The 25,389-nt window shown below is 61.9% G+C and carries 25 protein-coding genes; 13 read left to right on the top strand and 12 right to left on the bottom strand.

The features are described 5' to 3' along the window. Positions 1-35 precede the first annotated feature (35 nt). The 8 genes from MHH62_RS15560 to yegS all read left to right on the top strand — a co-directional run bounded on the left by MHH62_RS15560 (position 36) and on the right by yegS (position 7,579). On the top strand, positions 36-1,166 hold the full coding sequence (locus MHH62_RS15560; RefSeq protein ID WP_003192904.1) for a chemotaxis response regulator protein-glutamate methylesterase: 1,131 nt from the start codon (positions 36-38) through the stop codon (positions 1,164-1,166). Next, complete coding sequence (locus tag MHH62_RS15555) at positions 1,166-1,906, top strand: flagellar motor protein (RefSeq protein ID WP_003192902.1); 741 nt, start codon at positions 1,166-1,168, stop codon at positions 1,904-1,906. The genes MHH62_RS15560 and MHH62_RS15555 overlap by 1 nt, the downstream gene beginning before the upstream one ends. A gap of 205 nt (positions 1,907-2,111) precedes the next feature. After that, a complete protein-coding gene (motD, locus tag MHH62_RS15550) occupies positions 2,112-2,999 on the top strand; it encodes a flagellar motor protein MotD (RefSeq protein ID WP_014719333.1) in 888 nt (295 codons plus the stop codon). A 51-nt stretch (positions 3,000-3,050) separates the two neighbouring features. Further along, positions 3,051-3,839: a ParA family protein gene (locus tag MHH62_RS15545; protein ID WP_014719332.1), complete on the top strand. Its 789-nt coding sequence runs from the start codon at positions 3,051-3,053 to the stop codon at positions 3,837-3,839. After that, positions 3,839-4,630, top strand: coding sequence for a CheW domain-containing protein (locus tag MHH62_RS15540; protein WP_014719331.1), 792 nt, complete (start codon positions 3,839-3,841; stop codon positions 4,628-4,630). Before MHH62_RS15545 ends, MHH62_RS15540 begins: the two co-directional genes overlap by 1 nt. Before the next feature lie 79 nt (positions 4,631-4,709). After that, the gene (locus MHH62_RS15535) at positions 4,710-5,192 is read left to right on the top strand and encodes a chemotaxis protein CheW (RefSeq protein WP_003192896.1); all 483 of its coding nucleotides are present in this window, start codon (positions 4,710-4,712) and stop codon (positions 5,190-5,192) included. Continuing rightward, positions 5,193-5,585, top strand: a complete 393-nt coding sequence (locus tag MHH62_RS15530) for a DUF2802 domain-containing protein (protein WP_014719330.1) — start codon at positions 5,193-5,195, stop codon at positions 5,583-5,585. Between the two features lie 1,073 nt (positions 5,586-6,658). Further along, positions 6,659-7,579, top strand: a complete 921-nt coding sequence (gene yegS / locus MHH62_RS15525; protein WP_019818546.1) for a lipid kinase YegS — start codon at positions 6,659-6,661, stop codon at positions 7,577-7,579. Here yegS and MHH62_RS15520 read toward each other — a convergent pair. The 3 genes from MHH62_RS15520 to MHH62_RS15510 form a co-directional block, all read right to left on the bottom strand. Then, positions 7,538-8,197: a response regulator transcription factor gene (locus MHH62_RS15520; RefSeq protein WP_019818544.1), complete on the bottom strand. Its 660-nt coding sequence runs from the start codon at positions 8,195-8,197 to the stop codon at positions 7,538-7,540. The two genes, yegS and MHH62_RS15520, sit on opposite strands and share 42 nt — an antisense overlap. Beyond that, positions 8,194-9,087, bottom strand: a complete 894-nt coding sequence (locus MHH62_RS15515) for a sensor histidine kinase (RefSeq protein WP_032904200.1) — start codon at positions 9,085-9,087, stop codon at positions 8,194-8,196. The genes MHH62_RS15520 and MHH62_RS15515 overlap by 4 nt, the downstream gene beginning before the upstream one ends. 260 nt (positions 9,088-9,347) lie before the next feature. Next, positions 9,348-9,794, bottom strand: a complete 447-nt coding sequence (locus MHH62_RS15510) for a hypothetical protein (protein ID WP_014719326.1) — start codon at positions 9,792-9,794, stop codon at positions 9,348-9,350. Positions 9,795-10,342: 548 nt separating this feature from the next. Here MHH62_RS15510 and MHH62_RS15505 point away from each other — a divergent pair. Further along, entirely contained in the window at positions 10,343-11,278 is a 936-nt protein-coding gene (locus MHH62_RS15505) for a chemotaxis protein CheV (protein WP_339231279.1), read from the top strand. 38 nt (positions 11,279-11,316) lie between these two features. Continuing rightward, positions 11,317-12,123: an MOSC domain-containing protein gene (locus tag MHH62_RS15500; RefSeq protein WP_032904201.1), complete on the top strand. Its 807-nt coding sequence runs from the start codon at positions 11,317-11,319 to the stop codon at positions 12,121-12,123. Positions 12,124-12,172: 49 nt separating this feature from the next. Here the strand turns inward: MHH62_RS15500 and MHH62_RS15495 are convergent, their stop codons facing one another. The 8 genes from MHH62_RS15495 to MHH62_RS15460 form a co-directional block, all read right to left on the bottom strand. Continuing rightward, a complete protein-coding gene (locus MHH62_RS15495) occupies positions 12,173-12,457 on the bottom strand; it encodes a pyrimidine/purine nucleoside phosphorylase (RefSeq protein ID WP_014719324.1) in 285 nt (94 codons plus the stop codon). 222 nt (positions 12,458-12,679) lie between these two features. Next, complete coding sequence (locus MHH62_RS15490; RefSeq protein ID WP_019818536.1) at positions 12,680-13,222, bottom strand: exonuclease domain-containing protein; 543 nt, start codon at positions 13,220-13,222, stop codon at positions 12,680-12,682. A gap of 74 nt (positions 13,223-13,296) precedes the next feature. Further along, positions 13,297-15,180, bottom strand: a complete 1,884-nt coding sequence (locus MHH62_RS15485) for an acetyl/propionyl/methylcrotonyl-CoA carboxylase subunit alpha (RefSeq protein WP_339231276.1) — start codon at positions 15,178-15,180, stop codon at positions 13,297-13,299. A 109-nt stretch (positions 15,181-15,289) separates the two neighbouring features. Continuing rightward, positions 15,290-16,051, bottom strand: coding sequence for an enoyl-CoA hydratase-related protein (locus MHH62_RS15480; protein ID WP_019818530.1), 762 nt, complete (start codon positions 16,049-16,051; stop codon positions 15,290-15,292). Further along, positions 16,048-17,205, bottom strand: coding sequence for a citronellyl-CoA dehydrogenase (gene atuD, locus MHH62_RS15475; protein WP_038451036.1), 1,158 nt, complete (start codon positions 17,203-17,205; stop codon positions 16,048-16,050). The genes MHH62_RS15480 and atuD overlap by 4 nt, the downstream gene beginning before the upstream one ends. 93 nt (positions 17,206-17,298) lie before the next feature. After that, positions 17,299-18,912, bottom strand: coding sequence for a geranyl-CoA carboxylase subunit beta (gene atuC / locus MHH62_RS15470; RefSeq protein ID WP_339231275.1), 1,614 nt, complete (start codon positions 18,910-18,912; stop codon positions 17,299-17,301). Positions 18,913-18,916: 4 nt separating this feature from the next. After that, positions 18,917-19,789, bottom strand: a complete 873-nt coding sequence (locus MHH62_RS15465; RefSeq protein WP_073454665.1) for an SDR family oxidoreductase — start codon at positions 19,787-19,789, stop codon at positions 18,917-18,919. 12 nt (positions 19,790-19,801) lie between these two features. Next, positions 19,802-21,580: an acyclic terpene utilization AtuA family protein gene (locus MHH62_RS15460; RefSeq protein ID WP_032904205.1), complete on the bottom strand. Its 1,779-nt coding sequence runs from the start codon at positions 21,578-21,580 to the stop codon at positions 19,802-19,804. Positions 21,581-21,733: 153 nt separating this feature from the next. Between MHH62_RS15460 and MHH62_RS15455 the strand changes: the two genes are divergently transcribed. After that, positions 21,734-22,357, top strand: a complete 624-nt coding sequence (locus MHH62_RS15455; RefSeq protein ID WP_014719316.1) for a TetR/AcrR family transcriptional regulator — start codon at positions 21,734-21,736, stop codon at positions 22,355-22,357. A gap of 92 nt (positions 22,358-22,449) precedes the next feature. Then, positions 22,450-23,238, top strand: a complete 789-nt coding sequence (locus tag MHH62_RS15450) for a transporter substrate-binding domain-containing protein (protein ID WP_032904206.1) — start codon at positions 22,450-22,452, stop codon at positions 23,236-23,238. A gap of 516 nt (positions 23,239-23,754) precedes the next feature. On the opposite strand, the gene MHH62_RS15445 is transcribed toward MHH62_RS15450, so the two are convergent. Next, the gene (locus MHH62_RS15445) at positions 23,755-24,306 is read right to left on the bottom strand and encodes an RNA polymerase factor sigma-70 (protein WP_014719314.1); all 552 of its coding nucleotides are present in this window, start codon (positions 24,304-24,306) and stop codon (positions 23,755-23,757) included. A 301-nt stretch (positions 24,307-24,607) separates the two neighbouring features. On the opposite strand from MHH62_RS15445, the gene MHH62_RS15440 reads away from it, so the two are divergent. Beyond that, the gene (locus tag MHH62_RS15440; protein ID WP_020302031.1) at positions 24,608-25,360 is read left to right on the top strand and encodes an alpha/beta fold hydrolase; all 753 of its coding nucleotides are present in this window, start codon (positions 24,608-24,610) and stop codon (positions 25,358-25,360) included. Positions 25,361-25,389 lie beyond the last annotated feature (29 nt).

Here is a 25,389-nt window from a genome sequence, read left to right as displayed (position 1 = left end):
GGGCGGTCATGCCCGCCCCGCCTAACGGAGTGTTTATGGCAGTCAAGGTCCTGGTGGTGGACGATTCGGGTTTCTTCCGCCGCCGCGTCTCGGAAATTCTTTCCGCTGATCCAACGATCCAGGTGGTCGGCACGGCCACCAACGGCAAAGAGGCGATCGATCAAGCCATTGCCTTGAAGCCGGACGTGATCACCATGGACTACGAGATGCCGATGATGGATGGCATCACGGCCGTGCGCCACATCATGCAACGCTGCCCTACACCGGTATTGATGTTTTCCTCGCTGACTCACGAAGGCGCGCGGGTGACCCTCGACGCTTTGGATGCCGGCGCGGTGGACTTTTTGCCGAAGAATTTCGAAGACATCTCGCGCAACCCCGACAAGGTCAAGCAGATGCTGTGCGAGAAGGTGCACAGCATTTCCCGCAGTAACCGTCGCAGCCTGTTCAGCACACCTGCGCCAGCCCCTACGCCTGCGCCCGCCGCAGCGGCGCCCAGTTCGTCGTTTGCGCGCCCGGCCCCGGCGCCCGTGGCCCGGCCTGCGGTCGCGCCGGTGCGTGCCGCCGCAGCGCCGAGTGCGCATTCGCCGGCACCCAAGCGCAAGGCTTACAAGCTGGTCGCCATCGGCACCTCCACCGGCGGCCCGGTGGCCTTGCAGCGGGTATTGACCCAACTGCCGGCCAACTTCCCTGCGCCGATTGTGCTGGTGCAGCACATGCCGGCGGCATTCACCAAGGCGTTCGCCGAGCGCTTGGACAAGCTGTGCCGTATCACCGTCAAGGAAGCCGAGGATGGCGACATTCTGCGTCCTGGCCTGGCACTGCTGGCGCCGGGCGGCAAGCAGATGATGGTGGATGGGCGTGGCGCGATCAAAATCCTGCCGGGCGATGAGCGCCTGAACTACAAGCCGTGTGTGGATATCACCTTCGGTTCGGCGGCCAAGTCCTATGGCGACAAAGTTCTGGCGGTGGTGCTCACCGGCATGGGCGCCGATGGCCGTGAAGGTGCGCGCCTGCTCAAGCAGGGCGGCAGCGCCATCTGGGCCCAGGATGAAGCCAGTTGCGTGATCTATGGCATGCCCATGGCCATCGTCAAGGCTGACCTGGCCGATGCGGTCTACAGCCTGGACGACATCGGCAAGCACCTGGTGGAGGCCTGCCTCTGATGGATGTGTTGAGCCTGATCGGCATCACCATGGCGTTTGTCGCCATTATTGGTGGCAACTACCTGGAAGGCGGCCACCTCGGCGCCTTGGCCAACGGCCCGGCAGCGCTGATCGTGATCGGTGGCACCGTGGGCGCGGCGTTGTTGCAGTCGCCCCTGAGCTCATTCAAGCGTGCCATGCAGATTCTGGTGTGGATCATTTTTCCGCCACGGGTCGACCTGGCAGGCGGCATCGACCGCGTGGTCAATTGGAGCCTCACCGCCCGCAAGGAAGGCCTGCTGGGCCTGGAAGGCGTGGCCGATGCCGAGCCTGACAGCTACGCGCGCAAAGGCCTGCAACTGTTGGTCGATGGCGCCGAACCGGAAGCGATCCGCAGCATCCTCGAAGTGGACTTCTACACTCAGGAAAGCCGTGACATCAACGCGGCCAAAGTCTTTGAAAGCATGGGCGGCTACGCGCCGACCATTGGCATCATCGGCGCGGTGATGGGCCTGATCCACGTGATGGGCAACCTGGCCGATCCTTCGCAACTGGGCAGCGGTATTGCCGTGGCATTTGTCGCGACCATCTACGGCGTGGCCAGTGCCAACCTGGTGCTGCTGCCGGTGGCCAGCAAGCTCAAGTCGATTGCCATGCGCCAGTCGCGTTATCGCGAAATGTTGCTCGAAGGCATCCTGTCGATTGCCGAGGGCGAGAACCCGCGCTCCATCGAATTGAAGCTTCAGGGCTTCATGGATTGATGGGTATGCGCATTGACCTGTGGCCAGTGAGCTTTATGTGGCGAGCGAGCTTGCTCGCGCTGGGCTGCGAAGCAGCCCCAAAACCAGGCACAGCAATTTGTCTGAACAAATGCGTTGCCTGGATGGGGGCCGCTTCGCGCCCCAGCGCGAGCAAGCTCGCTCGCCACAGTAAAGCGGCCAATAGCGGTCAGGGAGGTATTTGCCTGTGAGCCGTCGCCGTCGCGAGCCTGAAGAACACGTCAACCACGAGCGTTGGCTGGTGTCCTACGCGGACTTCATCACCTTGCTGTTCGCGTTTTTTGTGGTGATGTACTCGATCTCGTCGATCAACGAAGGCAAGTACAAGATCATTTCCCAGGCGCTGGTGGGCGTGTTCAACGATGCCGAGCGGTCGCTCAAGCCGATCCCTATCGGCGAAGAGCGGCCCAAGACCGTGACCCCGGCCAAGCCCCTGGTCAATGACAGTGATGAAACCGCTGCTGGCATCCAAGGCACCAGCGACCCGCTCAAGAGCATCGCCGACGATATCAGTGCCGCCTTTGGCGACCTGATCAGCTCCAACCAGATGACCGTGCGCGGCAATGAGTTGTGGGTGGAGATCGAGCTGAACTCCAGCCTGTTGTTCGCCAGTGCCGATGCATTGCCCAGTGACCAGGCGTTCACCATCATCGACAAGGTCGCGGCGATCCTCAAACCGTTTGAAAACCCGATCCACGTGGAAGGCTTCACCGACAATTTCCCCATCAGCACTGCGCAGTACCCGACCAACTGGGAACTGTCCTCGGCTCGCGCGTCGAGCATCGTGCGCATGTTGGCGATGCAGGGTGTGAACCCCCAGCGCCTGGCGTCGGTGGGCTATGGTGAATTCCAGCCGGTGGCCAATAACGCCACGGTCGAAGGCCGCGCCCGTAACCGCCGGGTGGTGCTGGTGGTCTCGCGCAACCTGGATGTGCGTCGCAGCCTGACCGGAACCGGCACCGCCAATGCCACCCCGGATGCGGCGTTGAAGCGTGCTGGCACACAAACTGCACCGCCCGTTGTCAAACCGCCGGTCCGACCGAGTAACGTCAATTCTCCGTCGCTGGCTCAATAACCGTATGCAATGTCTCGGTCGCGCCTGTGCCCGCCGGGAGGAACCAACCGAATGAGAGTCTGGGCAGTTGCCAATCAAAAGGGTGGAGTCGGCAAGACCACCACTTCCATCGCCTTGGCCGGTTTGCTGGCCGAAGCGGGCAAGCGTGTGGTCGTGGTCGACCTGGACCCCCACGGTTCCATGACCAGCTATTTCGGCTACGACCCGGATGCGCTGGAACATAGCTGCTATGACCTGTTTTTGCACAAGGGCAGCGTGCCGGCGGATCTGCCTGGGCAACTGCTGTTGCCCACCAGCAACGAAAGCATTTCCCTGCTGCCGTCGAGCACCGCCCTGGCCACGCTGGAGCGCCAGTCGCCAGGCCAGAGCGGCCTGGGCCTGGTGATCGCCAAGACCCTGGCGCAGCTGTGGCAGGACTTCGATTACGCGATCATCGACAGCCCGCCGTTGCTCGGCGTGCTGATGGTCAACGCGTTGGCGGCCAGCCAGCAATTGGTGATCCCGGTGCAGACCGAGCACCTGGCGGTCAAGGGCCTGGAGCGTATGGTCAGCACCCTGGCGATGATCAACCGTTCGCGCAAGCAGGCGCTGCCGTTCAGCATCGTGCCGACCTTGTTCGACCGTCGCACCCAGGCGTCCCTCGGCACCTTGCGCGTATTGCGCGATGCCTACCCGGACACCATCTGGAACGGTTACATCCCGGTGGACACGCGCCTGCGTGACGCCAGCCGTGCCGGGCTCACACCGTCGCAGTTCGACGGCAAGAGCCGTGGCGTGCTGGCCTACCGTGCGTTGCTCAAGCACCTGCTGTCGCAACAACTTGTGGCGCAGGTGGCGTGATGAACCGTCCTGTCGAATTCAAGACCCGCCCGCAACTGGCACTGGAATCCTACCTGGATGCCTTGCTGCAGGATGCGACGGCCGAGGAACTGCCAGAACCGATTCTGGTACTTGAGCCTGCTGTCGAACCCGAAAGCCCGCTGGATGAATTCCAGCAGGCGGTGATGGAAGAGCAGGCACGGGATGCGCAGGGGGTGGAGGTGCCCGTGGTGGTGCCAAGCGCCCCCGCGGTGGTGGCGCCGCCGGTGGTCGAACCGCTGGTGGACGTGCACCTGCCGCCCAGCATCACGCCGCCACCGGTGACGGGCGACGGTCGCCCCTCATGGGCTGCCGAGCCGTTCGAGTGCCTGCTGTTCGACGTCGCCGGGTTGACCCTGGCGGTGCCGCTGGTGTGCCTGGGCTCGATCTATTCCCTGGAAGGCCAGGAGCTGACGCCGCTGTTCGGGCAGCCGGAGTGGTTCCTCGGCATCCTGCCCAGCCAGGCCGGCAACCTCAAGGTGCTGGATACGGCGCGCTGGGTGATGCCCGACCGCTACCGCGATGATTTTCGCCAGGGCCTGCAATACGTGATCTCCGTGCAGGGCTACGAGTGGGGGCTGGCAGTGCATCAAGTCAGCCGCTCGTTGCGCCTGGACCCCAATGAAATCAAATGGCGCAGCCACCGTGGCCAGCGGCCGTGGTTGGCGGGCACTGTGATCGAACACATGTGCGCGTTGCTGGATGTCGCCGAACTGGCCGAGTTGATCGCCAGCGGTGCGGTGAAGGCGATGCCACAGAACAAACGCAGTTGATTGAACAATAAGGGCCGTGCGGTTGCGCGGCCTACGTGCACACACGCCGTCGATAGCGGCATTTGAAGGGGTCAGATGAATGAACAAGTCAGCGTCCGCACAAGGTTTGGATGATCCGATCCTGCAATGGGTGACCTTCAAGCTGGACAACGAAACCTACGGCATTAACGTGATGCGCGTGCAGGAAGTGCTGCGCTACACCGAGATCGCCCCGGTTCCAGGCGCGCCAAGCTACGTGCTGGGCATCATCAACCTGCGCGGCAACGTGGTGACGGTGATCGACACCCGCCAGCGTTTCGGCCTGGACACGGTTGAAGTCAGCGACAACACCCGTATCGTGATCATCGAGGCCGACAAGCAAGTGGTCGGCATCCTGGTCGACAGCGTGGCCGAGGTGGTTTACCTGCGCCAATCGGAAGTGGAAACCGCACCGAACGTCGGTAACGAAGAGTCGGCCAAGTTCATCCAGGGCGTGTGCAACAAGAACGGCGAACTGCTGATTCTGGTTGAGCTGGACAAGATGATGAGCGAAGAAGAGTGGTCGGAACTGGAGAGCATCTGATTGTTCCTTGAGGCAGCGGTGATTGTCCTGGCCCTGTTGTGGGCCGGGACCTTGGCGTTTGTGCTGCGCTATGTGCGCCAGCAGCGGGAGTTGGCCTTGCAACAGGCCGAGCGCGATGCGGTGCGTGACCGGCGCATTCTGGAACTGGTCAAGCGCGTTGATCATTACCAGCAAAGTGCGGTGCGGGTGGGGGATGAGGTGCATGAACTGCGTGCGATTCTTGCGCCGTTGCCGGACAGGTTGGTGCAGTTGGAGCAGCGTGATCCGTCGAACCTGTCGTTTGCCCAGGCGGCCAAGCTGGTTGGCATGGGGGCGACGGTGGATGAGTTGACCCAGTCGTGCGGGCTGACCCAGGCCGAGGCGCAGTTGATGAGCAAGTTGCACAAGGGCTGATTCTCGACGCGGCTTGGCCGCCGCAGCGATCAACTGTGGGAGCTGGCTTGCCTGCGATGACGGCCTACCAGCCGACACCTCTCTACCTGACACCCCCGATCCAACTGTGGGAGCTGGCTTGCCTGCGATGACGGCCTACCAGCCGACACCTCTCTACCTGACACCCCCGATCCAACTGTGGGAGCTGGCTTGCCTGCGATGACGGCCTACCAGCCGACACCTCTCTACCTGACACCCCCGATCCAACTGGGAGCTGGCTTGCCTGCGATGACGGCCTACCAGCCGACACCTCTCTACCTGACACCCCCGATCCAACTGTGGGAGCTGGCTTGCCTGCGATGACGGCCTACCAGCCGACACCTCTCTACCTGACACCCCCGATCCAACTGTGGGAGCTGGCTTGCCTGCGATGACGGCCTACCAGCCGACACCTCTCTACCTGACACCCCCGATCCAACTGTGGGAGCTGGCTTGCCTGCGATGACGACCTATCAGCCGACACTTCTCTGCCTGACACCCCACAATCCAACTGTGGGAGCGGGCTTGCTCGCGAAGGCGGCCTGACAGGCGACGCTGTTATAGCGAGTACATATCCATTCCTGCGGTAACGGCCACTTAGGGTTCCGCCCTGACGGCGGCTCACTTTCGAAAAGCGCGAAAGTAAGCAAAGCGCTCTTGCCCCACCACTCGGCACCTCGCTTAGGCTCGGTGTGCCCGAACACAGTCTTGAATCCGTGGGCCGCCGCCACGCGCCATCCATGGCGCGGGGCGGCTAACCCGGCGTCCTGCCGGGTTACCCACGAATTCAAGCCTGCGTTCGGCCAGCGTGGTTTAACGGGGCGCCTGAGATCAAAAGCAGAGCAAGATCAAGATCAAGAGCGGCTCGCTTCGCATCGTGGTTACCGTTGGGTGGCAGATTTGAAGTCTTTGTCGATTGAACCGCCGCCATCGCAGGCAAGCCAGCTCCCACTTCTTGATCTGTGTTCTTCAATCAATTTTCTCCAGCCACAGACTTTTCCTGTTCCCCAAAGGTCAACATCCTTCAAGCACCTTGACCCAGGAGATTCTCCCAAATGACCGCCCCCAAAGCCCTGTTGATCCTTCACGGCAAACAAGCCCTCAACGAGGATGTGCGCGCTGCCGTGCTGGCCCGGCGTGAGCAGGGTGGGGAGCTGGCCGTGCGGGTGACGTGGGAGGGCGGCGATGCCCGGCGACTGGTCAATGAAGCGCTGGCCGAGGGGTACACCCATATCATTGCCGGCGGTGGTGACGGCACCTTGCGCGATGTGGCCGAAGCCATGGCCCATGCCAACACCGACGCCAGCCTGGTGCTGATGCCCCTGGGTACCGCCAATGATTTCGCCAAGGCCGCCGGCGTGCCGTTGGAGCCGGCTGGCGCCCTGGCCTTGCTGGATGTGCCGCCCAAGGCGATTGACCTGGGCCAGGTCGGTGGGCAAATCTTCCTGAACATGGCCACCGGTGGTTTTGGCAGCCAGGTCACGGCCAACACGTCCGAAGACCTGAAGAAGGTCCTGGGCGGTGCCGCGTACCTGTTTACCGGTTTAACCCGCTTCAGTGAATTGAAAGCCGCCTACGGTGAATTGGAAGGCCCGGATTTCCATTGGAAAGGCGAGTTGCTCGCGCTGGGCATCGGTAACGGTCGCCAGGCCGGTGGCGGGCATGTGCTGTGCCCCGGTGCATTGGCTGATGACGGGCTGTTGGATGTCAGCATCTTGCCGGCGCCTCAAGAGGTGGTCGGCACGTTGCGTGAGTTGATGAACAACGGCTGGGGCCTGGACACCATGTTCGTGCGCGCACGCCTGCCCTGGGTGAAGATCAAGGTCGCACAAGGCTTGTACATCAACCTCGACGGCGAGCCGCTGGAAGGCGACGACCTGCACTTCGAGGTGCTGCCCAAGGCCCTGCGCGTGCACTTGCCGCTGGGTTCGCCGTTAGTCGTCCAGGCTGATGATCTGCTCACGCACGGCAAATAACACCAGGCCCGCCACGTCAAAAATCTGCAAGCGCTTCATGATCTGCGAGCGGTGGGCTTCGACAGTCTTGATGCTCAGGCCCAGGCCGTGGGCAATTTCCCGGGTGGATTTGCCGCGCACGATCAAGCGCAGGATTTCCAGTTGCCGCGCCGTCAGGCTGTGGCTGTGGGCGACAGGCGCGCTGGGGGCCTGGCTACGGATCAGCGCCTGGTTGATCACTGTGTGGGCGATGGCGGGGCTCAGGTAGCGTTCGTTGTTACGCAGGGCCAGCAGGGCATGTTCCAGCTCGTTGGCGGTGGTGTCCTTGAGCAGGTAGCCGTGGGCACCGGACTCCAGTGCGCGCATGATCAGGTCCGGCTCGGTGTGCATCGACAGAATCAGCACCTTGCACGTGGGGTAAAAACGCTTGAGTTGCTGCAAGGCATCCAGCCCGCCGGTGTGCTTCATCGACAGGTCGAGCAGCACGGTATCTGGCTGCAAGGCACTGTATTGCTCCAGTAGTTGCGCGCCATCGCTGGCTTCGCCGATGACGCTGTAGCCGGGAATATCCAGAATCAGCGCGCGCACGCCGGCGCGAATCAGTGCATGGTCGTCTACCAAGAGTAAATTGCAGGTCACTCGAGAACCTTAGGGGCGCTGGCCCGTTCGAGAGCGCGGGGCGCCCAAGGGAAAAGTGCGTTGATGCGTGTACCTTTGCCGGGCTCGCTGCTGACGGAAAAGGTGCCTCCCAGTTGGTGTGTTCGTTCGCACATACCGGCCATGCCCCGTTGGCCTTCCCGGCCCGGATCGGGGGCAGGCAAGAACCCCTGGCCGTCATCGCAGATTATCAACGACAAGCCTTCAGGCAGGCGTTGCAGACGCACCAGCAGGTTGCGAGCCTTTGCATGGCGAAGCATGTTGGTCACCGCTTCCTGAGTGACGCGAAAGGCCGCCACGGCCATTTCTTCGGGGATGCCGGTGAGCCGTTGCTGGCACTCCAGGCTCCAGCACACCTGGGTGTTTTCCAGGGTCTTGAGCAGGTGCGCGCGCAGGCTGGCTTCCAGGCCCAGGCTGGTCAGTTGGCGCGGGTTGAGGATGGCGCAGACGTCACGCACCTTGGCCAGGGTTTCATTGAGCGTATTGCACAGCACCGAACAATGGTTTTGCAGATCCTGGGGCAGGCGGCGCTGCAGCCATTCACTTTGCAGCTTGGCGGCTGTCAGTAGCTGGCCGATGTCGTCATGCAGTTCGCGGCTGAGTCGGTGACGTTCGTTCTCCTGAACTTGCAATAAGCGGGCGGCCAGTTCCTGAGGCTCGAACTTGATGGCTGTGCGCGAACGCCACTGTTGCAGCCCGACCACCATCAGCGTGGCGAGGTTGAGCAGCACGATCAGCAACGGCAGTGGCGCGTCCAGCAGATAGACCCACAGGCTCGCCACCAACGAGCACACGCATAGCGAAAGGGTAAGGCGGCGTGCGTGGCTGGGGGACACGGACCTGGCGATAAGTGACTTGAAACTGGCGTACATAGCGGATGGAGCCAATGAGGGTTCACTGCGGGGAGGCCGGTTGACCGGGCTCTGTTTGGAGTGCGCTGCCAAATCGTTTTTAAGCCTGTTGAAGTTAAATCACTTCGGGGGGCGCATAGTAACACCCCTATTAGCGTTGGTCGTCTGATTGGGTTTATGGCCCACGCGAATACTCTGGGCAGGCACCCCAGAGTTCAACATGGAAAGTTGTATTAACAAAGTTGGTTTGTATCGTTATTGCATTGATAGCTAATTGATATTTATTGTGCGCGCCGATCATGCTGCGGAGTGTATTGGGGGGCTTTTTGCGGGATCTGCAAGCTGACCGCCTCAATCAGCGACGACTGCTCTTCTTCATCCAGACTAAGCTTGCCAGTACGGATATCGATCAGTTCCAGTTGCCAGGCCAGTAGCGTCAAGCAGTCATGCAAGGCATGCAGCGCCTGGTCATGCAATTGCACCGGGCTCACGGCATTGGCAATCAAGTATTGAATCTGCCGAGAGAACTCGCTAATGGCCTGCAATGCGAGACAGTCTGCGCTCTCGGCGAGCTTGTTCAGGCTGGCTTTCATGCAGTCGATAGCGTCACTGTCGTTTCGAATCAAATGCAGGTGGTTCAAGCACTCTTCTGACCTGATCAGCAGCTTTTCAGCCTCGTGCAGGAACTCGGGAAGTGCAGATTGCCACTCGTTACCGTCGTTCATCATGCAGGTCTCCGCAACGTAGGGTCGGATGATGAGATGTCGCACCGGGTGAATGACGTAAAACTAGCGCTGAAATACGGCTCGGACTTGTAGGTCGATTCTGATAATCCAGTAGGACGTTTAGCGAAGTGCTCACGAAAGTCGTATGTAGCCCCGGTTGTACGGGATGACACGACTTCAGTTGCCGATACGTGAGTGCCTGAAAGGCCCGTGGGCCAAGGGCTGGGGATGGCAAACAAAAGCCTGACTCCATTCATGCAATGAGAATGGCGTCACATTAATGGCTATTAGATATCGCGAATATCAGGTTGGGCCTGATTGCGCATAGGGGAATCCCCTATGTGGTGGAACTGCACGTCAATTCGACTGTCGCGCAAGGCGGCTTGAAAGAGCATCAGGGGCCTAGGCAGTAAAGCATGATGTCAGTGTGACATCAATGGATTTACATGGCATTTTATTCGGGTCAAGGTCCGGCGCTTGCCGCCGATAACGTGCTTATACAGTTGCACACCCTTTCAACGCGCCTGCGGCGTGTACACCAGGAGCTTTTAATGGCCGGCATTCTCGACACGGTAGATCAACGCACGCAATTGGTGGGTGAGAATCGCCTGGAAATTCTCATGTTCCGCCTCTTCGGACGGCAGTTGTTCGCGATCAACGTGTTCAAAGTGCAGGAAGTGCTGCAGTTGCCCAAGCTGACCCTGATGCCCCAGCGCCACCCGTTCGTGTGTGGGGTGGTCAACCTGCGTGGCCAGACCCTGCCGGTGATCGACCTGTCCCAGGCCATCGGTATGCGTCCTTTGGTGCCGGGCCCCAACAGCACCATTATCGTCACCGAATATAATCGCTCGGTGCAGGCGTTCCTGGTGGGCGGCGTCGACCGCATCGTCAACATGAACTGGGAAGCCATCCTGCCGCCGCCGACCAGCGCCGGTCGCCAGCACTACCTCACCGCCATCAGCAAGGTCGATGAGCAACTGGTGGAAATCATCGACGTGGAAAAAGTCCTCGCCGAGATCGTGCCCTACAACGCCAAGGTCTCCCGGGACAAACTTGAAGACCCGATGCTGGAGCGTGCCCGTGGCCGCGAAGTGCTGCTGGTGGATGACTCCAACGTGGCGTTGTCGCAGCTGCGTGACACCCTGGGCCAGTTGGGTGTGAAGATGCACATTGCCAGCGACGGCCTCAAGGCACTGAACATGCTCAAGGCCTGGGCTGACAGTGGCCAGGTCATGACCGACAAACTGCTGATGATCTTTACCGACGCTGAAATGCCCGAGATGGATGGCTACCGCCTCACCACCGAGATCCGCAACGACCCACGCCTGCGCGGTCTGTACGTGGTGATGCACACCTCGCTGTCGGGCAGCTTCAATGATTCGATGGTCAAGAAGGTCGGCTGCGACAATTTCCTCTCCAAATTCCAGCCGGACAAGCTGGTGGACGTGGTGCGCCAGCGACTGATGTTGGACGAAATGCCCGCCTGACTTTAGGATGACACTTTGTTTCCTAGGAAGGCAGGCCCATGCTGCGTCTCAGCGCGTTGTACCGTTACCCCTTGAAGTCCGGCAAGGCCGAAACTTTGCAGCAGATTGGGCTGGATAAACTCGGGTTGGACGGGGATCGACGCTGGATGCTGGTGGATGAAGCCAGCGGGCGGTTCCTGACGCAGCGGGCCGTGGCGAAGATGAGCCAGCTCTCGGCGTTATGGAACAGCAGCGGGGGCCTCACCCTGAGCTCGCCGGGCTACGCGCCGCTGGATGTAGCGTTGCCGGGCAGCGCCAGCGAACTGCGCGGTGTGACCATTTGGCGTGACACTCTGCGCGTGCCGGATGCTGGCGATGAGGCCGCGGCCTGGGTCAGCGCGTTCATTGGCAAGCCGACGCGCCTGGTGCAACTGCCCCTGGAACGTGCGCGCACCACCGAAGCCGGTTATGGCAAGGATGACGACAAGGTCGGCTTCGCTGACGGCTACCCCTTGCTGTTGATCGGCCAGGGCTCCCTCGACGACTTGTGTGTAAAGATCGGTCGCCCGATGGAGATGCTGCGTTTTCGTCCCAACCTGGTCATCGAAGGCGCCGAGGCCTTCGCCGAAGACGGCTGGAAGCGCTTGCGCATCGGCGATGTGGAGTTTCGGGTGGTCAAGCCGTGTTCGCGGTGCATCCTCACCACCATCGACCCCCAGACCGGTGAGCGCAGCCCCGATCGCGAGCCCTTCACGACACTGGAAACCTACCGCAAGACCGAAAAGGGCGCGATGTTCGGCCAGAACCTGGTCAACGATGGCATCGGGCGCCTGGAAGTCGGCATGCCGGTAACGGTGTTGGAATAAAAAAAGCCCGTCTGGTGGGAGACGGGCTTTTTTGTGTGCCGGGTACCGCTTAGCCGCGGTATTCACACAGGTAGGCGGTGTCCACCGCAACCTTCAATTGGAACTTGCTGTTGGCCGGTACGTGGAACTGACTGCCGGCGGCGAAGGTTTCCCAGTCGCTGCTGTCAGGCAGCTTCACGGTCAGGGCGCCGGAGACCACGTGCATGATTTCACGTTGGGCGGTGCCGAATTCGTATTCACCCGGAGCCATCACGCCGATGGTCGCCGGCCCTTCTGCGGTGCCGAAAGCGATCGACTTGACGGTGCCGTCGAAGTACTCGTTGACTTTGAACATGGGTGAATCCTCGGAAAAGATGGATGCTTACGCTCATCACTGCAGGCGCGGGCTTCTGTGGCGAGGGAGCTTGCTCCCGTTGACTGCGTAGCAGTCCCCGTTTTTTGGGGGCGCTTCGCACCCCAGCGCAAGCAAGCTTGCTCGCCACAGGATTTCGTTGGTGCAGGTGGGTAGCAACAAAGGAAATTGGCTGGCCAGTATGCCCAAGGCTGCAAGCGCTGCCTAGACCGGCAAAATCAGTGGCAGCAGGCGCGCGGTGTTGCGTGCATCCTCCAGGGCGCGATGCTGCTGGCCATTGAACTGCATTCCGGCCAATTGCAGCGCACCATTGAGCCCCAGCGGCTTGTCCAGGCGCCGGGCCTTGGCAAAGCGTTGCTTGAGGTTCACATGCGGCGTGTCGCCCAAGGCGCTGGCGAGGCCATGGCGCTGCCACTCCAGCTCAAGCTGCACGCGATCATAGTCACCCCAGCTGGCCCAGCCTTCCAGGCGTGGCTGATGTTGGCCCAGCCAGCGCTCGAACAGCGGCCACACCTCGGTGATCGGCGCGGCCATGTCGATATTGGCCTGGGTGATATGGGTGAGTTTGCGGCAAAAGGGTGTCAGCAATGGCCGGCGCAAGGGCCGCACAAAGCGCTGGAAGTGGTCCAGTTCGCGGCCCTGGCGGTTGACCAGGCTGGCACCGATCTCGATGACTTCCATCTCCGTCACGGGCCAGCCGCCGTCATCCGTTGTGGCTTCAAGGTCAATAATCAGCCAATGAGGCATGTGCAGGTTCCCGTACTCGTCCCTTCCTGATGGGGATAGAGCGTAGCCCGGCCCTGTAGTTCCGCCTAGGGGCGTTATTCGATCTCCAGCAAAACCTGACGGTTGCGCACCTGATCGCCCGTCATGACGCGCATCTCCTTGACGGTGCCATCGATGCCGGCCTTCAACGGGTGCTCCATTTTCATCGCTTCGAGCACCAGCAACAGTTGGCCTTTGCTGACGGCCTCACCGACGCACACCCGTATATCGACGATGGCGCCGTCCATGGGCGCCTGGACCGTACCGCTGCTGGCGTCGGCCTGGCGGCTGGCGACTTGCTGGGTGCGGTCGGTGACGGTCAGCCCTGGCAGCCATAGCCGGTTGCCGTCCAGGTGATAGGCGATGCGGCGGCGGATACCGTTGATGACCAGGCTGGCGTGGCGGCTGTCGGTGGTGAGTTGCAGGTCGTCAACGCTGACACTGTGGAGTTGGCCGTTGACCTCCAGGCGGTACGTGGCGGGGACACTCGCCGTGTTGCGCCAGCGCGCGAGTGTTTGGGGGTGCTGGTTGGCGCTGTGTTGATAAAACAGCGCGGCGGCCAGCGAGAGCTGTTCAGCGGTTGCCGTCTGCTGTGAGATGACGCTGAAGTGTTCGGCGATCAAGCCCGTGCTGAAGTCGCCGTTGATAAAGTCCGGGTGCTTGAGCAGGTCGATGAGCAAGCGCTGATTGGTCGCTACCCCCAGTAATACACTGTCTTCCACGGCCCGCAGCAGTTTTCGCCGGGCTTCTTCGCGGCTGGCGCCGTGGGCGATGATCTTGCCCAGCATCGGATCGTAGAACGGGCTGATGGTTTGGCCTTCACGCAAGCCATGGTCGATGCGCACGCCGGGGGCGGGTTCCCAGCGCAGCACGTCGCCGGTTTGCGGCAGGAAACCCTGGGCCGGGTCTTCGGCGTACAGGCGCACTTCCATGGCGTGGCCGGTCAGGGTCACCTGTGATTGGGTGAGTGGCAGCGGTTGGCCGGCGGCGATCTGCAACTGCCAGTCCACCAGGTCGAGGCCGGTAATCATCTCGGTGACGGGGTGTTCGACTTGCAGGCGTGTGTTCATTTCCAGGAAATAGAACTGGCCGTTGCGGTCGAGCAGAAACTCCACGGTGCCGGCACCTACATAGTTCACCGCCCGCCCGGCCTTGAGCGCGGCTTCGCCCATGGCCTGGCGCAGATCGGCCGTAATCACGGGGCAGGGCGCTTCTTCAATGACTTTCTGATGGCGGCGCTGGATCGAACAGTCGCGCTCGCCGAGGTAGATGAGGTTGCCATGGCGGTCGCCGAACAGTTGCACTTCCACGTGGCGCGGGTCGATCAGCGCCTGTTCGAGGATCAGCTCGTCGCTGCCGAACGCATTCATGGCTTCCGAGCGTGCGGTGCGCAGTTGCTCCAGCAGCTGTTCGCGCTGATGCACCAGGCGCATGCCACGCCCACCGCCACCGGCGCTGGCCTTGATCATCAGTGGGAAGCCGATGCGTTCGGCTTCCTGTTGCAGGGCGGCATCGTCCTGGGCACTGCCTTGGTAGCCGGCGATGCAAGGTACGCCGGCGTCGAGCATGGCGAGTTTGGACAGGCGTTTGCTGCCCATCAGTTCGATCGCCTCGACGCTGGGGCCGATGAAGGTGAGCGTGGCCTGCTGGCAGGCGCGGGCGAAGTCGGGGTTTTCCGAGAGGAAACCGTAGCCGGGGTGAATGGCGTCGGCGCCGGTCAGCTGGGCGGCGGCGAGGATGGCCTCTGTGTTCAGGTAGGACTGGTGGACGGGCGCCGGGCCGATGTGTACGGCTTCATCGGCCATCTGCACGTGCAGGGCGTCGGTATCGGCGTCGCTGTACACGGCCACGGTGCGGTAGCCGAAGGCCTGGGCAGTGCGCTGGATGCGGCAGGCGATTTCGCCGCGGTTGGCGATCAGGATCTTGCTGAATGCGGGCATTGGGTTATCCCTTGATGAATGTGGCGTGTGTTGGGGCCTCTTCGCAGGCAAGCCAGCTCCCACATTTGAAATGTGTTCCCCTGTGGGAGCTGGCTTGCCTGCGATGGCGTCATCGAGACCAACTCGGCTTTCGCTTCTGCACAAACGCCTGCGTCCCCTCAACCCCTTCCTCACTCCTCACCGCCTCGGCAAACCACTGCGCCCCGCGATCCAGCACGGTCTCAAGGGGCTCATCCACACTGGCCAACAACAAGGCTTTGGTTCGTGCATTGGCCCCCGGCGCGCACTGCAACACCTGCCCCAACACCTCATCCACCCGCTGCGCCAATGCCTGGGCGTCGTGCTCGACAAAATGCACCACCCCCAACCGCCCAGCCTCAATCCCATCAAACCGCGCCGCCGTCAGCGCCAGGCGCCGCGCCTGGGTCAAGCCAATACGCTTGACCACAAAGGGCGCAATCTGCGCCGGCAACAAGCCCAGGCGGGTTTCCGGCAAGCCGAATTGCGCCTGGCCCTGTGCAATCGCAATATCACTCACGCACGCCAGCCCGAACCCACCGCCCAGCACCGCGCCTTGCAGCACCACGATCACCACCTGCGCCAGCGCCTCCACCTCTTGCAGCAAGGTCCCAAACGCGCGGTTCAACGCTTGCAGTTGATCCCCCGCGCCGACCAGATCCTTCACATCGGCCCCCGCACAAAAATGCCCGCCCGCGCCGCTGATCACCACGGCGCGCACCTGGCTGTCCAACTGCGCCAGTACCGTACGTAGCTCCTTGACCATTTCAAGGCTCATCGCATTGCGGCATTCAGGCCGGTTGAGGGTGACGTGGAGCACGCCGTTGTGGGCTTCGAGCAGCAAGGTGTTCATGGCTTTTTACCGGGCAGGGTGCCCATCAGTTTGCAGATGATGCCCAGCATGATTTCGTCGGCACCGCCGCCAATCGACACCAGGCGCACGTCGCGATAGGCGCGGGCCACCGGGTTGTCCCACATGAAGCCCATGCCGCCCCAATATTGCAGGCAACTGTCGCTGACCTCACGGCCCAGGCGCCCGGCCTTGAGCTTGGCCATGGAGGCCAGCCGCGTGACATCCTGGCCCTTGATGTACTGCTCGGTGGCCTGGTAGACCAAGGCGCGCAGGCATTCGATTTCGGTGGCCAGTTCCGCCAGGCGAAAGTGGATCACCTGGTTGTCGATCAACGCCTTGCCGAAGGTCTGGCGCTCCTTGCAGTATTCGATGGTGCTGTCGATGCAGTACTCCAGGCCCTTGATCATATTGGCCGCGCCAAACAGGCGTTCCTCCTGGAACTGCAACATCTGCATCATGAAGCCCGCGCCCTCGTGGCCGATGCGGTTGCGTTGCGGCACGCGCACGTCGTCGAAAAACACCTGGGCGGTCTCGGAGCTGTGCATGCCGAGTTTTTCCAACGGCGGGCTGACGCTGATGCCGGGGCTGTTCATCGGCACCATGATCAGGGATTTGTTGATATGCGGCTTGTCGTCCGAGGTGTTGGCGAGCAGGCAGATGAAGTCGGCGCTGGGCGAATTGGTGATCCACATCTTGCTGCCATTGATCACATAGTCGTCGCCATCCTTGCGCGCATGGGTCTTGAGCCCGGCCACGTCGGAGCCGGCACCGGTTTCCGAGACACCGATGCAGCCGACCTGTTCGCCGCTGATGGCCGGGCGCAGGAACTCTTCGCGCAGTTCATCGGAGCCGAAGCGCGCCAGGGCCGGGGTGCACATATCGGTCTGCACGCCGATGGACATGGGGATGCCGCCGCAGCGGATGGTGCCGAACTCTTCGGCGGCGATGATGGAATAGCTGTAGTCCAGGCCCATGCCGCCGAATTTTTCCGGTTTGGAGATGCCCAGCAGGCCGAGGTCGCCGGCTTTGCGGAAGATCTCGTGAATGGGAAAGCGCCCGGCTTTTTCCCATTCATCCACGTGCGGGTTGATCTCGCGGTCGACGAAGGCGCGCACGGTGCGGCGCAGTTCCTGGTGTTCCTGGGTGAAGATCATTTTTATTGTTCTCCCTGTTGGGACGCGGAGCGTCCTGGTTTGCATTCCCACGCGGAGCGTGGGAACGATCACCCACGTGGAGCGTGGGAACGATCAGCGCGCTACGCCGAAGGTGTTCGGTTGCAGATGCCGCAGTTCGGCTTCGTGACAGATATCCAGCAAAAAACCGAGCAAGGTGCGGGTGTCCCGTGGATCAATCAGCCCGTCGTCCCACAGGTTGGCGCTGCCGTAGAGGGCGGTGGACTGGCTGTCGAGCTTCTGCGCGGTGACCTGTTCGAGCATGTCGAGCACCTTGGGGTCGGGCACCAGGCCATCCTTGAGTTGCTTGGCCTCGGTGACAATGCGCAGCACCTTACCGGCCTGTGCGCCGCCCATCACTGCCGTGCGGCTGTTGGGCCAGGCGAAGATAAAGCGTGGGTCGAGGCCGCGGCCGCACATGGCGTAGTTGCCGGCACCGTAGGAGCCACCGACCACGATGGTGAGTTTAGGCACCCGGGCATTGGCCACCGCCTGGATCATCTTCGCGCCGTGCTTGATTACCCCTTGCTGTTCCGACTCGGTGCCCACCATGAAGCCGGTGGTGTTGTGCAAAAACAGCAGCGGCGTGCGGCTTTGGTCGCACAGCTGGATAAACTGCGCGGCCTTGCTCGCGCCCTTCGGCGTGATGGGGCCGTTATTGCCGATCACTCCCACGGCGCGCCCCTGGATATGCAGATGGGCACAGACGGTGTGGGGGTCGAACTCGCCCTTGAATTCCAGCAGGTTGGAACCGTCAGCCAGGCGCGCCAGGATCTCGCGCACGTCGTAGGGTTTTTTCGGGTCATCGGGGATCAGCCCCAACAGCTCTTCAATCGGATACAGCGGTTCGCGATAAGCGCGTTGTGGTGCGTGCGGCAAGCGATCATTCCAGGGCAGCAGGCCCACAATTTCACGCACGATGCGCACGCCGTCGGCATCGTCTTGGGCCAGGTACTCAGCGGTGCCGGCGGTTTGCGCGTGCATCTGCGCACCCCCCAGTTCTTCATCGGTGGCGACTTCGCCAGTGGCGGCCTTGAGCAACGGTGGCCCGGCGAGGAACAGCTTGGCCTTGCCGCGCACCACCACCACGTAATCCGACAGGCCCGGCTGATACGCACCGCCGGCCGTGGCCGAGCCGTGCACCACGGTAATCTGCGGCAAGCCCATGGCGGACATGCGGGCCTGGTTGGCAAAGCTGCGCGCGCCTTCGACGAAAATCTCGGCGGCGTAGTTGAGGTTGGCGCCGCCGCTTTCGGCGAGGGTCACCACCGGCAGTTTGTTCTCCATGGCGATCTGTTGCAGGCGCAGAGATTTCTTCAGCCCGGAAGGGGAAATGGTGCCACCTTTGATCGCGCTGTTGTTGGCCACCACCAGCATGCGCACGCCGCTGACATAGCCGATACCAGCGATCAGCCCGCCACCGGCGGCGCTGCCGTCCTTGTCGTCGTGGAGCTTGTAGCCGGCCAGGCTGGCCAGCTCCAGGAACGGCGCGCCGGGGTCCAGCAGCAGGTTGAGGCGCTCACGGGGCAGCAATTGGCCGCGCTTGTCGAACTTGGGCTTGGCTTCCTGGGCCTTGGCCAGCAGGGCGTGTTCCAGTTGGCGCAGTTGGGCGATGCACGCCAGCATGGCTTCACGGTTTTGCGCGAAGGCTGGGCTGTCAGGGTCGATCAGGGTTTCAATGACTGGCATGGCGTTATTGCTCCGCCTTGAGCACATCCGGTAGATAGGCGCGGTGGAACCCATTGAACGGCTCGCTTGGCGCCTGCGCCTTGTGCAGCGGCCATGCGCGGCTGCCCAGGCTCGCGGCGCCGTCGATGCGCAGGGTGCTGCCGCTGATAAAGGCCGCAGCCGGGCTGAGCAGGAAGACGATGGCCGCGCTGACTTCCGACTCGGTGCCGATGCGCTTGAGCGGCACATGCTCACGCAGGGTGGGAATCACCGCCTTGAACGCGCCTTCGTAGGTGTCCATGCCGCTGGAGGCAATCCAGCCAGGCGCCACGGCGTTGACGCGCACCCCGGCATAGCCCCACTCAAACGCGGCGGTCTTGGTGAAGTTGTCCATGCCGGAGCGCGCCGCGCCGGAGTGGCCCATGCCGGGCATGCCGCCCCACATGTCGGCGAGCATGTTGACGATCGCGCCACCGTGCTTGCTCATCGACTGGTTGAACACTTCCCGCGCCATCAGGAAACCGCCCACCAAGTTGGTGCGCAGTACGGTTTCAAAGCCCTTCTGATTGATCGCCGCCAGTGGCGACGGGTATTGGCCTCCCGCGTTATTCACCAGGCCATGGATGGGGCCGTGGTCGTGCAGGATCTGCGTGACCAGCGCTTTCACCGCCTCTTCCTCACGAATGTCACAGGCATGCCAATGGGCCACGCCGCCATCTTCAGCAATTTCCGCCGCGACCTTCTGCAGTTTTTCTGGCTTGCGCCCCACCAGGATCACGCAGGCACCAAGGGCCGCCAGCTCATGGGCGGTGCAGCGGCCAATGCCACTGCCGCCTCCGGTGACAATCACGGTTTGCCCCTTGAACAGGTCGGCTTTGAAGATCGAGTCGAAGGCCACGGCGACGGTCCTTTAGGTGAGTTGGTCGGCAATGTGTTGCGGCACGGCGATGGGGATTTCCAGCAGTTGCTGAGCGAAGGCTTTGCCTTGCGGGTCGATGCGCAGGCTGGCGATACCGCCGCCGCCCAGGGCATTCTCCAGCAGGAAATTCAGGCTGTGGCTGCCGGGCAAATACCAGCGTTCGACGCGGCCATGGATCGGGTCGAGCACGTGGTCCATCCAGTCGACGATTACCTCCGGGGTCAGGGCTTCGGCGATCCACGGCAGGTAGTCAGGGTGGCGAGCGATCACGCCGATATTGCTGTGGTTGCCCTTGTCACCTGAGCGCGCCACGGCGAGTTTCACCAGCGGCACACTGGCATCGGCACGGCCCTCCGGCTTGGCCGGCTCGATGGGCACAGCCGGCGTGAGCAGAGGCGCGGAGGCGGGCAGCTCGACGGCATGACGTTGGTCTTGGTACTCGATGGCGACGCTACACCGTGATTTGTCGACCAGGAACGAAAACAGCCGAATCAGCGGATACACCGTCGGCCGCCCGCCCACAATGCCGGTCAGCCCCGGTGCCATGCCGGTGGCCGCCTGGGCGATCTCGCGAGCGAACAGTACCAGCGCCTGCTTGTTCGGATGCCGCACCGCCAGCTTCACCACCACTTCGCGGCAATCCGCACGCCGGGCGTGGGCGCCGTAGGTGGCTTCGCTGCCGAGCAGTTCGATGTTGACGTCGGTGTAGGGCGCCCAGCCGCGCTGGCTGAACAGCTCCGAAGTCTTGTTGATGAGCGCCTGGCTGACCCGCTCGGCCTTGGCCACCGCGTCGATGCCAGCGAGCAGGCAACTGGCGGTGCAGCGAAAGCCATCGGGGTAGGTGGCGCTGACCTTGTACTGGTCGGTGGGTGGCAGGCCCCTGGCGCCGTGCAGGCGCACCGCGTGTTTGCCTTGTTGCTGCAGTTTGACCTGGCTGAAATCGCAGATCACGTCCGGCAGCACATAGGCGCGCGGGTCACCGATTTCATACAGCAGTTGTTCGGCCACGCTGAGTTCGCTGATCAGCCCCCCGCTGCCTTCGACCTTGTTGACGGTGAACTGGCCGTCGGCGCTGACTTCGACGATAGGGAAGCCGATGTGTTCGTAGTCGGGCACGTCACGCCAGTCGGTGAAGTTTCCGCCGGTGCATTGGGCGCCGCATTCGATGATATGCCCGGCCAGGGCGGCCTGGGCCAGATGATCGTAGTCCTGCCATGACCAATTGAATTCATGCACCAGTGCCGCGCTGACCACTGCGCTGTCGACCACCCGGCCGGTGATGACAATATCAGCGCCGAGCCCCAGGGCCTGGGCAATGCCCGGTGCGCCGAGGTAGGCGTTGGCGGACACGCACAGAGGCGGCAGCGGAGCGCCGTTGTACAGGTCGGTGACAGGTGGCAGCTGTTTGAGTTGAGGGTGCAGGTCATCGCCGAGCAACACGGCGATTTTCAGCGGGATGTGCGCGTTATCGCAGGCCGCTTGCAGGGCGGCGGCGCAGGCTTGGGGGTTGATACCACCGGCATTGCTGATCACCCGGATGCCCTGGCGCTGGATATCCGCCAGCAGGGGTGTCAGCACCTCGACAAAATCCGTGGCGTAACCGGCCTTGGGGTCTTTCAGGCGGGCACCGGCGAGGATCGACAGGGTGACTTCCGCGAGGTAATCGAACACCAGGTAATCCAAGGCACCGCCCTGCACCAATTGGGCGGCGGCGGTGCAAGTGTCGCCCCAGAAGGCGCTGGCGCAGCCGATACGTACCGTCTTGCTCATGAGAAATCCTTCCTCTAAGGGCTGGTGCCGAGACTACCAAGCAAGCGCTTGGTTTGTAAACTCCAGTCACAAGTTTTACCCAAGCGCTTGCTTGGGTGGCAGTCACGGCCTAAATTGCCGGCCAAGACGACAGTAGACGTGAAGGAGAGCAGCATGGATGAGCACAAAGCCCTGGGGGTGATGCGCACCATGGTCGACAGTGGCCAATTGACCGACCCCGAGAGCGCCCGCGGCAAGTTGCTGCAAACCGCGGCTCATCTGTTTCGCAACAAGGGTTTCGAGCGCACCACCGTGCGAGATCTGGCCAGCGCCGTGGGCATCCAGTCCGGCAGCATCTTTCATCACTTCAAGAGCAAGGATGAGATATTGCGTGCCGTGATGGAGGAAACCATCCATTACAACACCGCGATGATGCGCGCTTCACTGGAGGAGGCGAGCACGGTGCGCGAACGCGTGCTGGCGCTGATCCGCTGCGAGTTGCAGTCGATCATGGGCGGCAGTGGCGAGGCCATGGCGGTGCTGGTCTACGAATGGCGCTCGCTGTCGGCCGAAGGCCAGGCGCACGTGCTGGCCCTGCGTGACGTGTATGAGCAGATCTGGTTGCAGGTACTGGGCGAGGCCAAGGCCGCTGGCTACATCCGGGGCGATGTGTTTATTACCCGGCGCTTCCTCACGGGGGCCTTATCCTGGACCACCACCTGGTTTCGTGCCCAAGGCAGCCTGACCCTTGAGGAGTTGGCCGAAGAGGCCTTGTTGATGGTGCTGAAGTCGGACTGAGGCGCAAGTTATTAATTTGCTGGCGAAAGTTGTCTCCCCCAGTAAAAACGCCTAGCTTATCGGCATTGAACTCTTCAACGGTGTGTGCCTCGATGTTTTCGCCATGGCGGCTGGCTGCAGGACTTACTTTATGGGCACTGGGCACCGCCGCGTGGACGCAGGCTGGTGCCGCGCAGTTGGTGAGAATCGGCGCGGCGCATTTTCCGCCCTACACCGTACGCCCTGAACAAGGCGCCGACACCGGGTTGCTGCCGCAATTGGTCGAGGCGTTGAACGCTGCGCAAACCGATTACCAGTTTGTGGTGGTGCCTACCTCGATACCTCGGCGTTTTCGTGACTTCGAGCAAGGCCGGGTCGACATGGCTATCTTCGAAAACCCTTCCTGGGGTTGGCAGAATATTGCCCATACCAGTGTTGATATGGGGCTGGAAGATGCGGAAATCTTCGTTGCCCAGCGCCAACCCGGGCGTGACCAGAGCTACTTCGCCGACCTCAGCGGCAAGCGCCTGGCGGTATTCAGCGGGTATCACTATGCCTTCGCCGACTTCAATCCCGATCCCAAGAACATGGCCGAGCGTTTCAACGCGACGTTGACCTATTCCCATGACAGTAACCTGCTGATGGTTGCTCGTGGGCGTGCAGATATTGCGCTGGTTACCCGCTCGTACCTGAGTGATTTCATGGTGCGCAACGCGGACATGGCGGGGCAGTTTTTGGTGTCGGAGCGTATTGATCAGGTGTATCACCACTACGCGTTGTTGCGGCCAAAGACACCGATCACGGGGGAGGCGTTTTCGGCGTTGCTCAAGGGGCTACGCAGCAGTGGGCAGATGCTGAGGATTTTTGAGCCGTATCGTATTGATGTGACGCCACTGCCCTAGATCGCAGTAAATAAGATCCTTTGGGCTCAGTGGGGTCAACTGTGGGAGCTGGCTTGCCTGCGATGACGGCCTGCCAGCCGACACCTATCTACCTGACACCCCACAATCCAACTGTGGGAGCGGGCTTGCTCGCGAAGGCGGCCTGACAGGCGACACAGTTGGATTGTGTACATATCCATTCCTGCGGTAACGGCCACTTAGGGTTCCGCTCTGACAGCGGCTCACTTTTGAAAGGAGCCCAAAAGTAAGCAAAAGGCTCTTGCCCCACCACTCGGCACCTCGCTTAGGCTCGGTGTGCCCGAACACAGGCTTGAATCCGTGGGCCGCCGCCACGCGCCATCCATGGCGCGGGGGGCGGCTAACCCGGCGTCCTGCCGGGTTACCCACGAATTCAAGCCTGCGTTCGGCCAGCGTGGTTTAACGGGGCGCCTGAGATCAAGATCAAAAGCAGATCAAGAGCGACTCGCTTCGCATCGTGGTTACCGTGGGCCCTTACCCAGAATGTCCTCGCTGTGCTCAAACCCGCCGCGCAAACGTATCGCTATGACTGCCCGACACCTTGCGGCAATGCACCAGCGCATCGCGAATCATAAAGTTCACCAAGGTCGGCGACACCCCAAGCTCCTTGGCGATGTCTTTTTGCGGCACGCCATGCAAGCGGTACATCTCGAACGCGTAGCGGGTACGCTGGGGCAGTTGCGTCAGGGCGTCGGCGATGTTTTCCAGGGTGTTGAAATTGATGTGCGAGGTTTCCGGTGAAGCGCCGTGAATAACCACATTCAAGCCTTCCTCTTCGGTCCCGGAGTATTTGAGCTCCAGGGCCTGCTTGCGGTAATGATCGATCGCCAGGTTGCGCACGATCTGGAACAGATAACTCAGTTGGGCCTTGAACGATGAGGTAATGGTCGGCGCCGACTGCAGCCGGAAGTAGGCGTCCTGCACCACGTCTTCGGCGCGGGAACGGCACCCGGTGATGCGGGCCGCGATCTTCACCAGAATCAGTCGATTGTCGACGAACGCCTGGAGAAGGGGTGAATCGCACCTGCCTGTGGATACTGGTTCCGTCATGGAAATCACCTTGCTGCGAATAGGTTAGGGGAGGGCATCCCTGCTGAGGCCTCCTACATATCGGGCAACAAATTATGCTTAATGATAATTATTGTCAAATGAGAAGGCGAACTAATCTTATGCCTTGGGCGAAGGTGTGAACCACGTCTCGCTCCCCCCCGGCGACTAATTATTTGAAGGCTCCGTCCGTTCTCATGGGTGACAGGTTCGTTAGTACAACGGCCAAGGACCAGCACCCGCAGGAGGACCAGATGGGTTTTTATCGTGCATTCAGCGTGTTTCAGTTCGGAGTCCTCGCGGGATGAGTACGTCCCTGCGGCTGCGCCTGTTTTGCCTGCCCCACTCAGGCGCCAGCGCCTCGGTCTACGCTCGCTGGCGCCGGGTGCTGCCGGACTGGCTGCAAGTGTGCCCGCTGGAATTGCCGGGACGCGGCATGCGCATGGACGAGCCATTGCAGCGCGATATCAAGGCCTTGGCCGCGCAGCTTGCTGAAGAAATCAGCCGTGATCTGGATGGTCCCTATGCCTTGTTCGGCCACAGCCTTGGCGGGCTGTTGGCGTTTGAATTGGCTCACGCTCTGAACGCGCGCAATCTGCCCGCGCCCCTGGCGTTGTTCGCGTCCGGCACGGCGGGCCCGGCGCGTCGTGATGTGAGCGAGTACGCCGTCGAAAAGACCGATGCCCAACTGATTGCCCGCCTGCGCGAATTGCAGGGTACCGCCGAAGAAGCCCTGGCCAACCCCGAGCTGATGCAACTGATGTTGCCGATCCTGCGCGCCGATTTTCTGCTGTGCGGCAGTTTCACCTATGGCGAGCGCCAGCCCCTGGCGCTGCCGATCCATGTGTTCGGTGGCAAGCAAGACAGCGTGCGTGCCGACCAGTTGCTCGACTGGCAACTCGACGCCGCCAGTGGGTTTTCCCTGGACATGTTTGACGGCCATCACTTCTTCCTCGTGCAGCACGAAAGCGCCGTGCTGCGCTGCGTGCGTCGCTATGCCGACGAGCACTTGGCGCGCTGGCGCATTGGCGCGGCGCGGCAGCTCGTCGCCGGCTGAACCCCACCGACTTCCCGAATTTCCCGTAA

This window comes from Pseudomonas sp. FSL L8-0168 (assembly GCF_037976155.1).
GTDB classification, from domain to species: Bacteria; Pseudomonadota; Gammaproteobacteria; order Pseudomonadales; family Pseudomonadaceae; genus Aquipseudomonas; species Aquipseudomonas paracarnis.
Note: the sequence above shows the minus strand (reverse complement) of the source record. Positions and strands in the feature narration are given on the sequence as shown.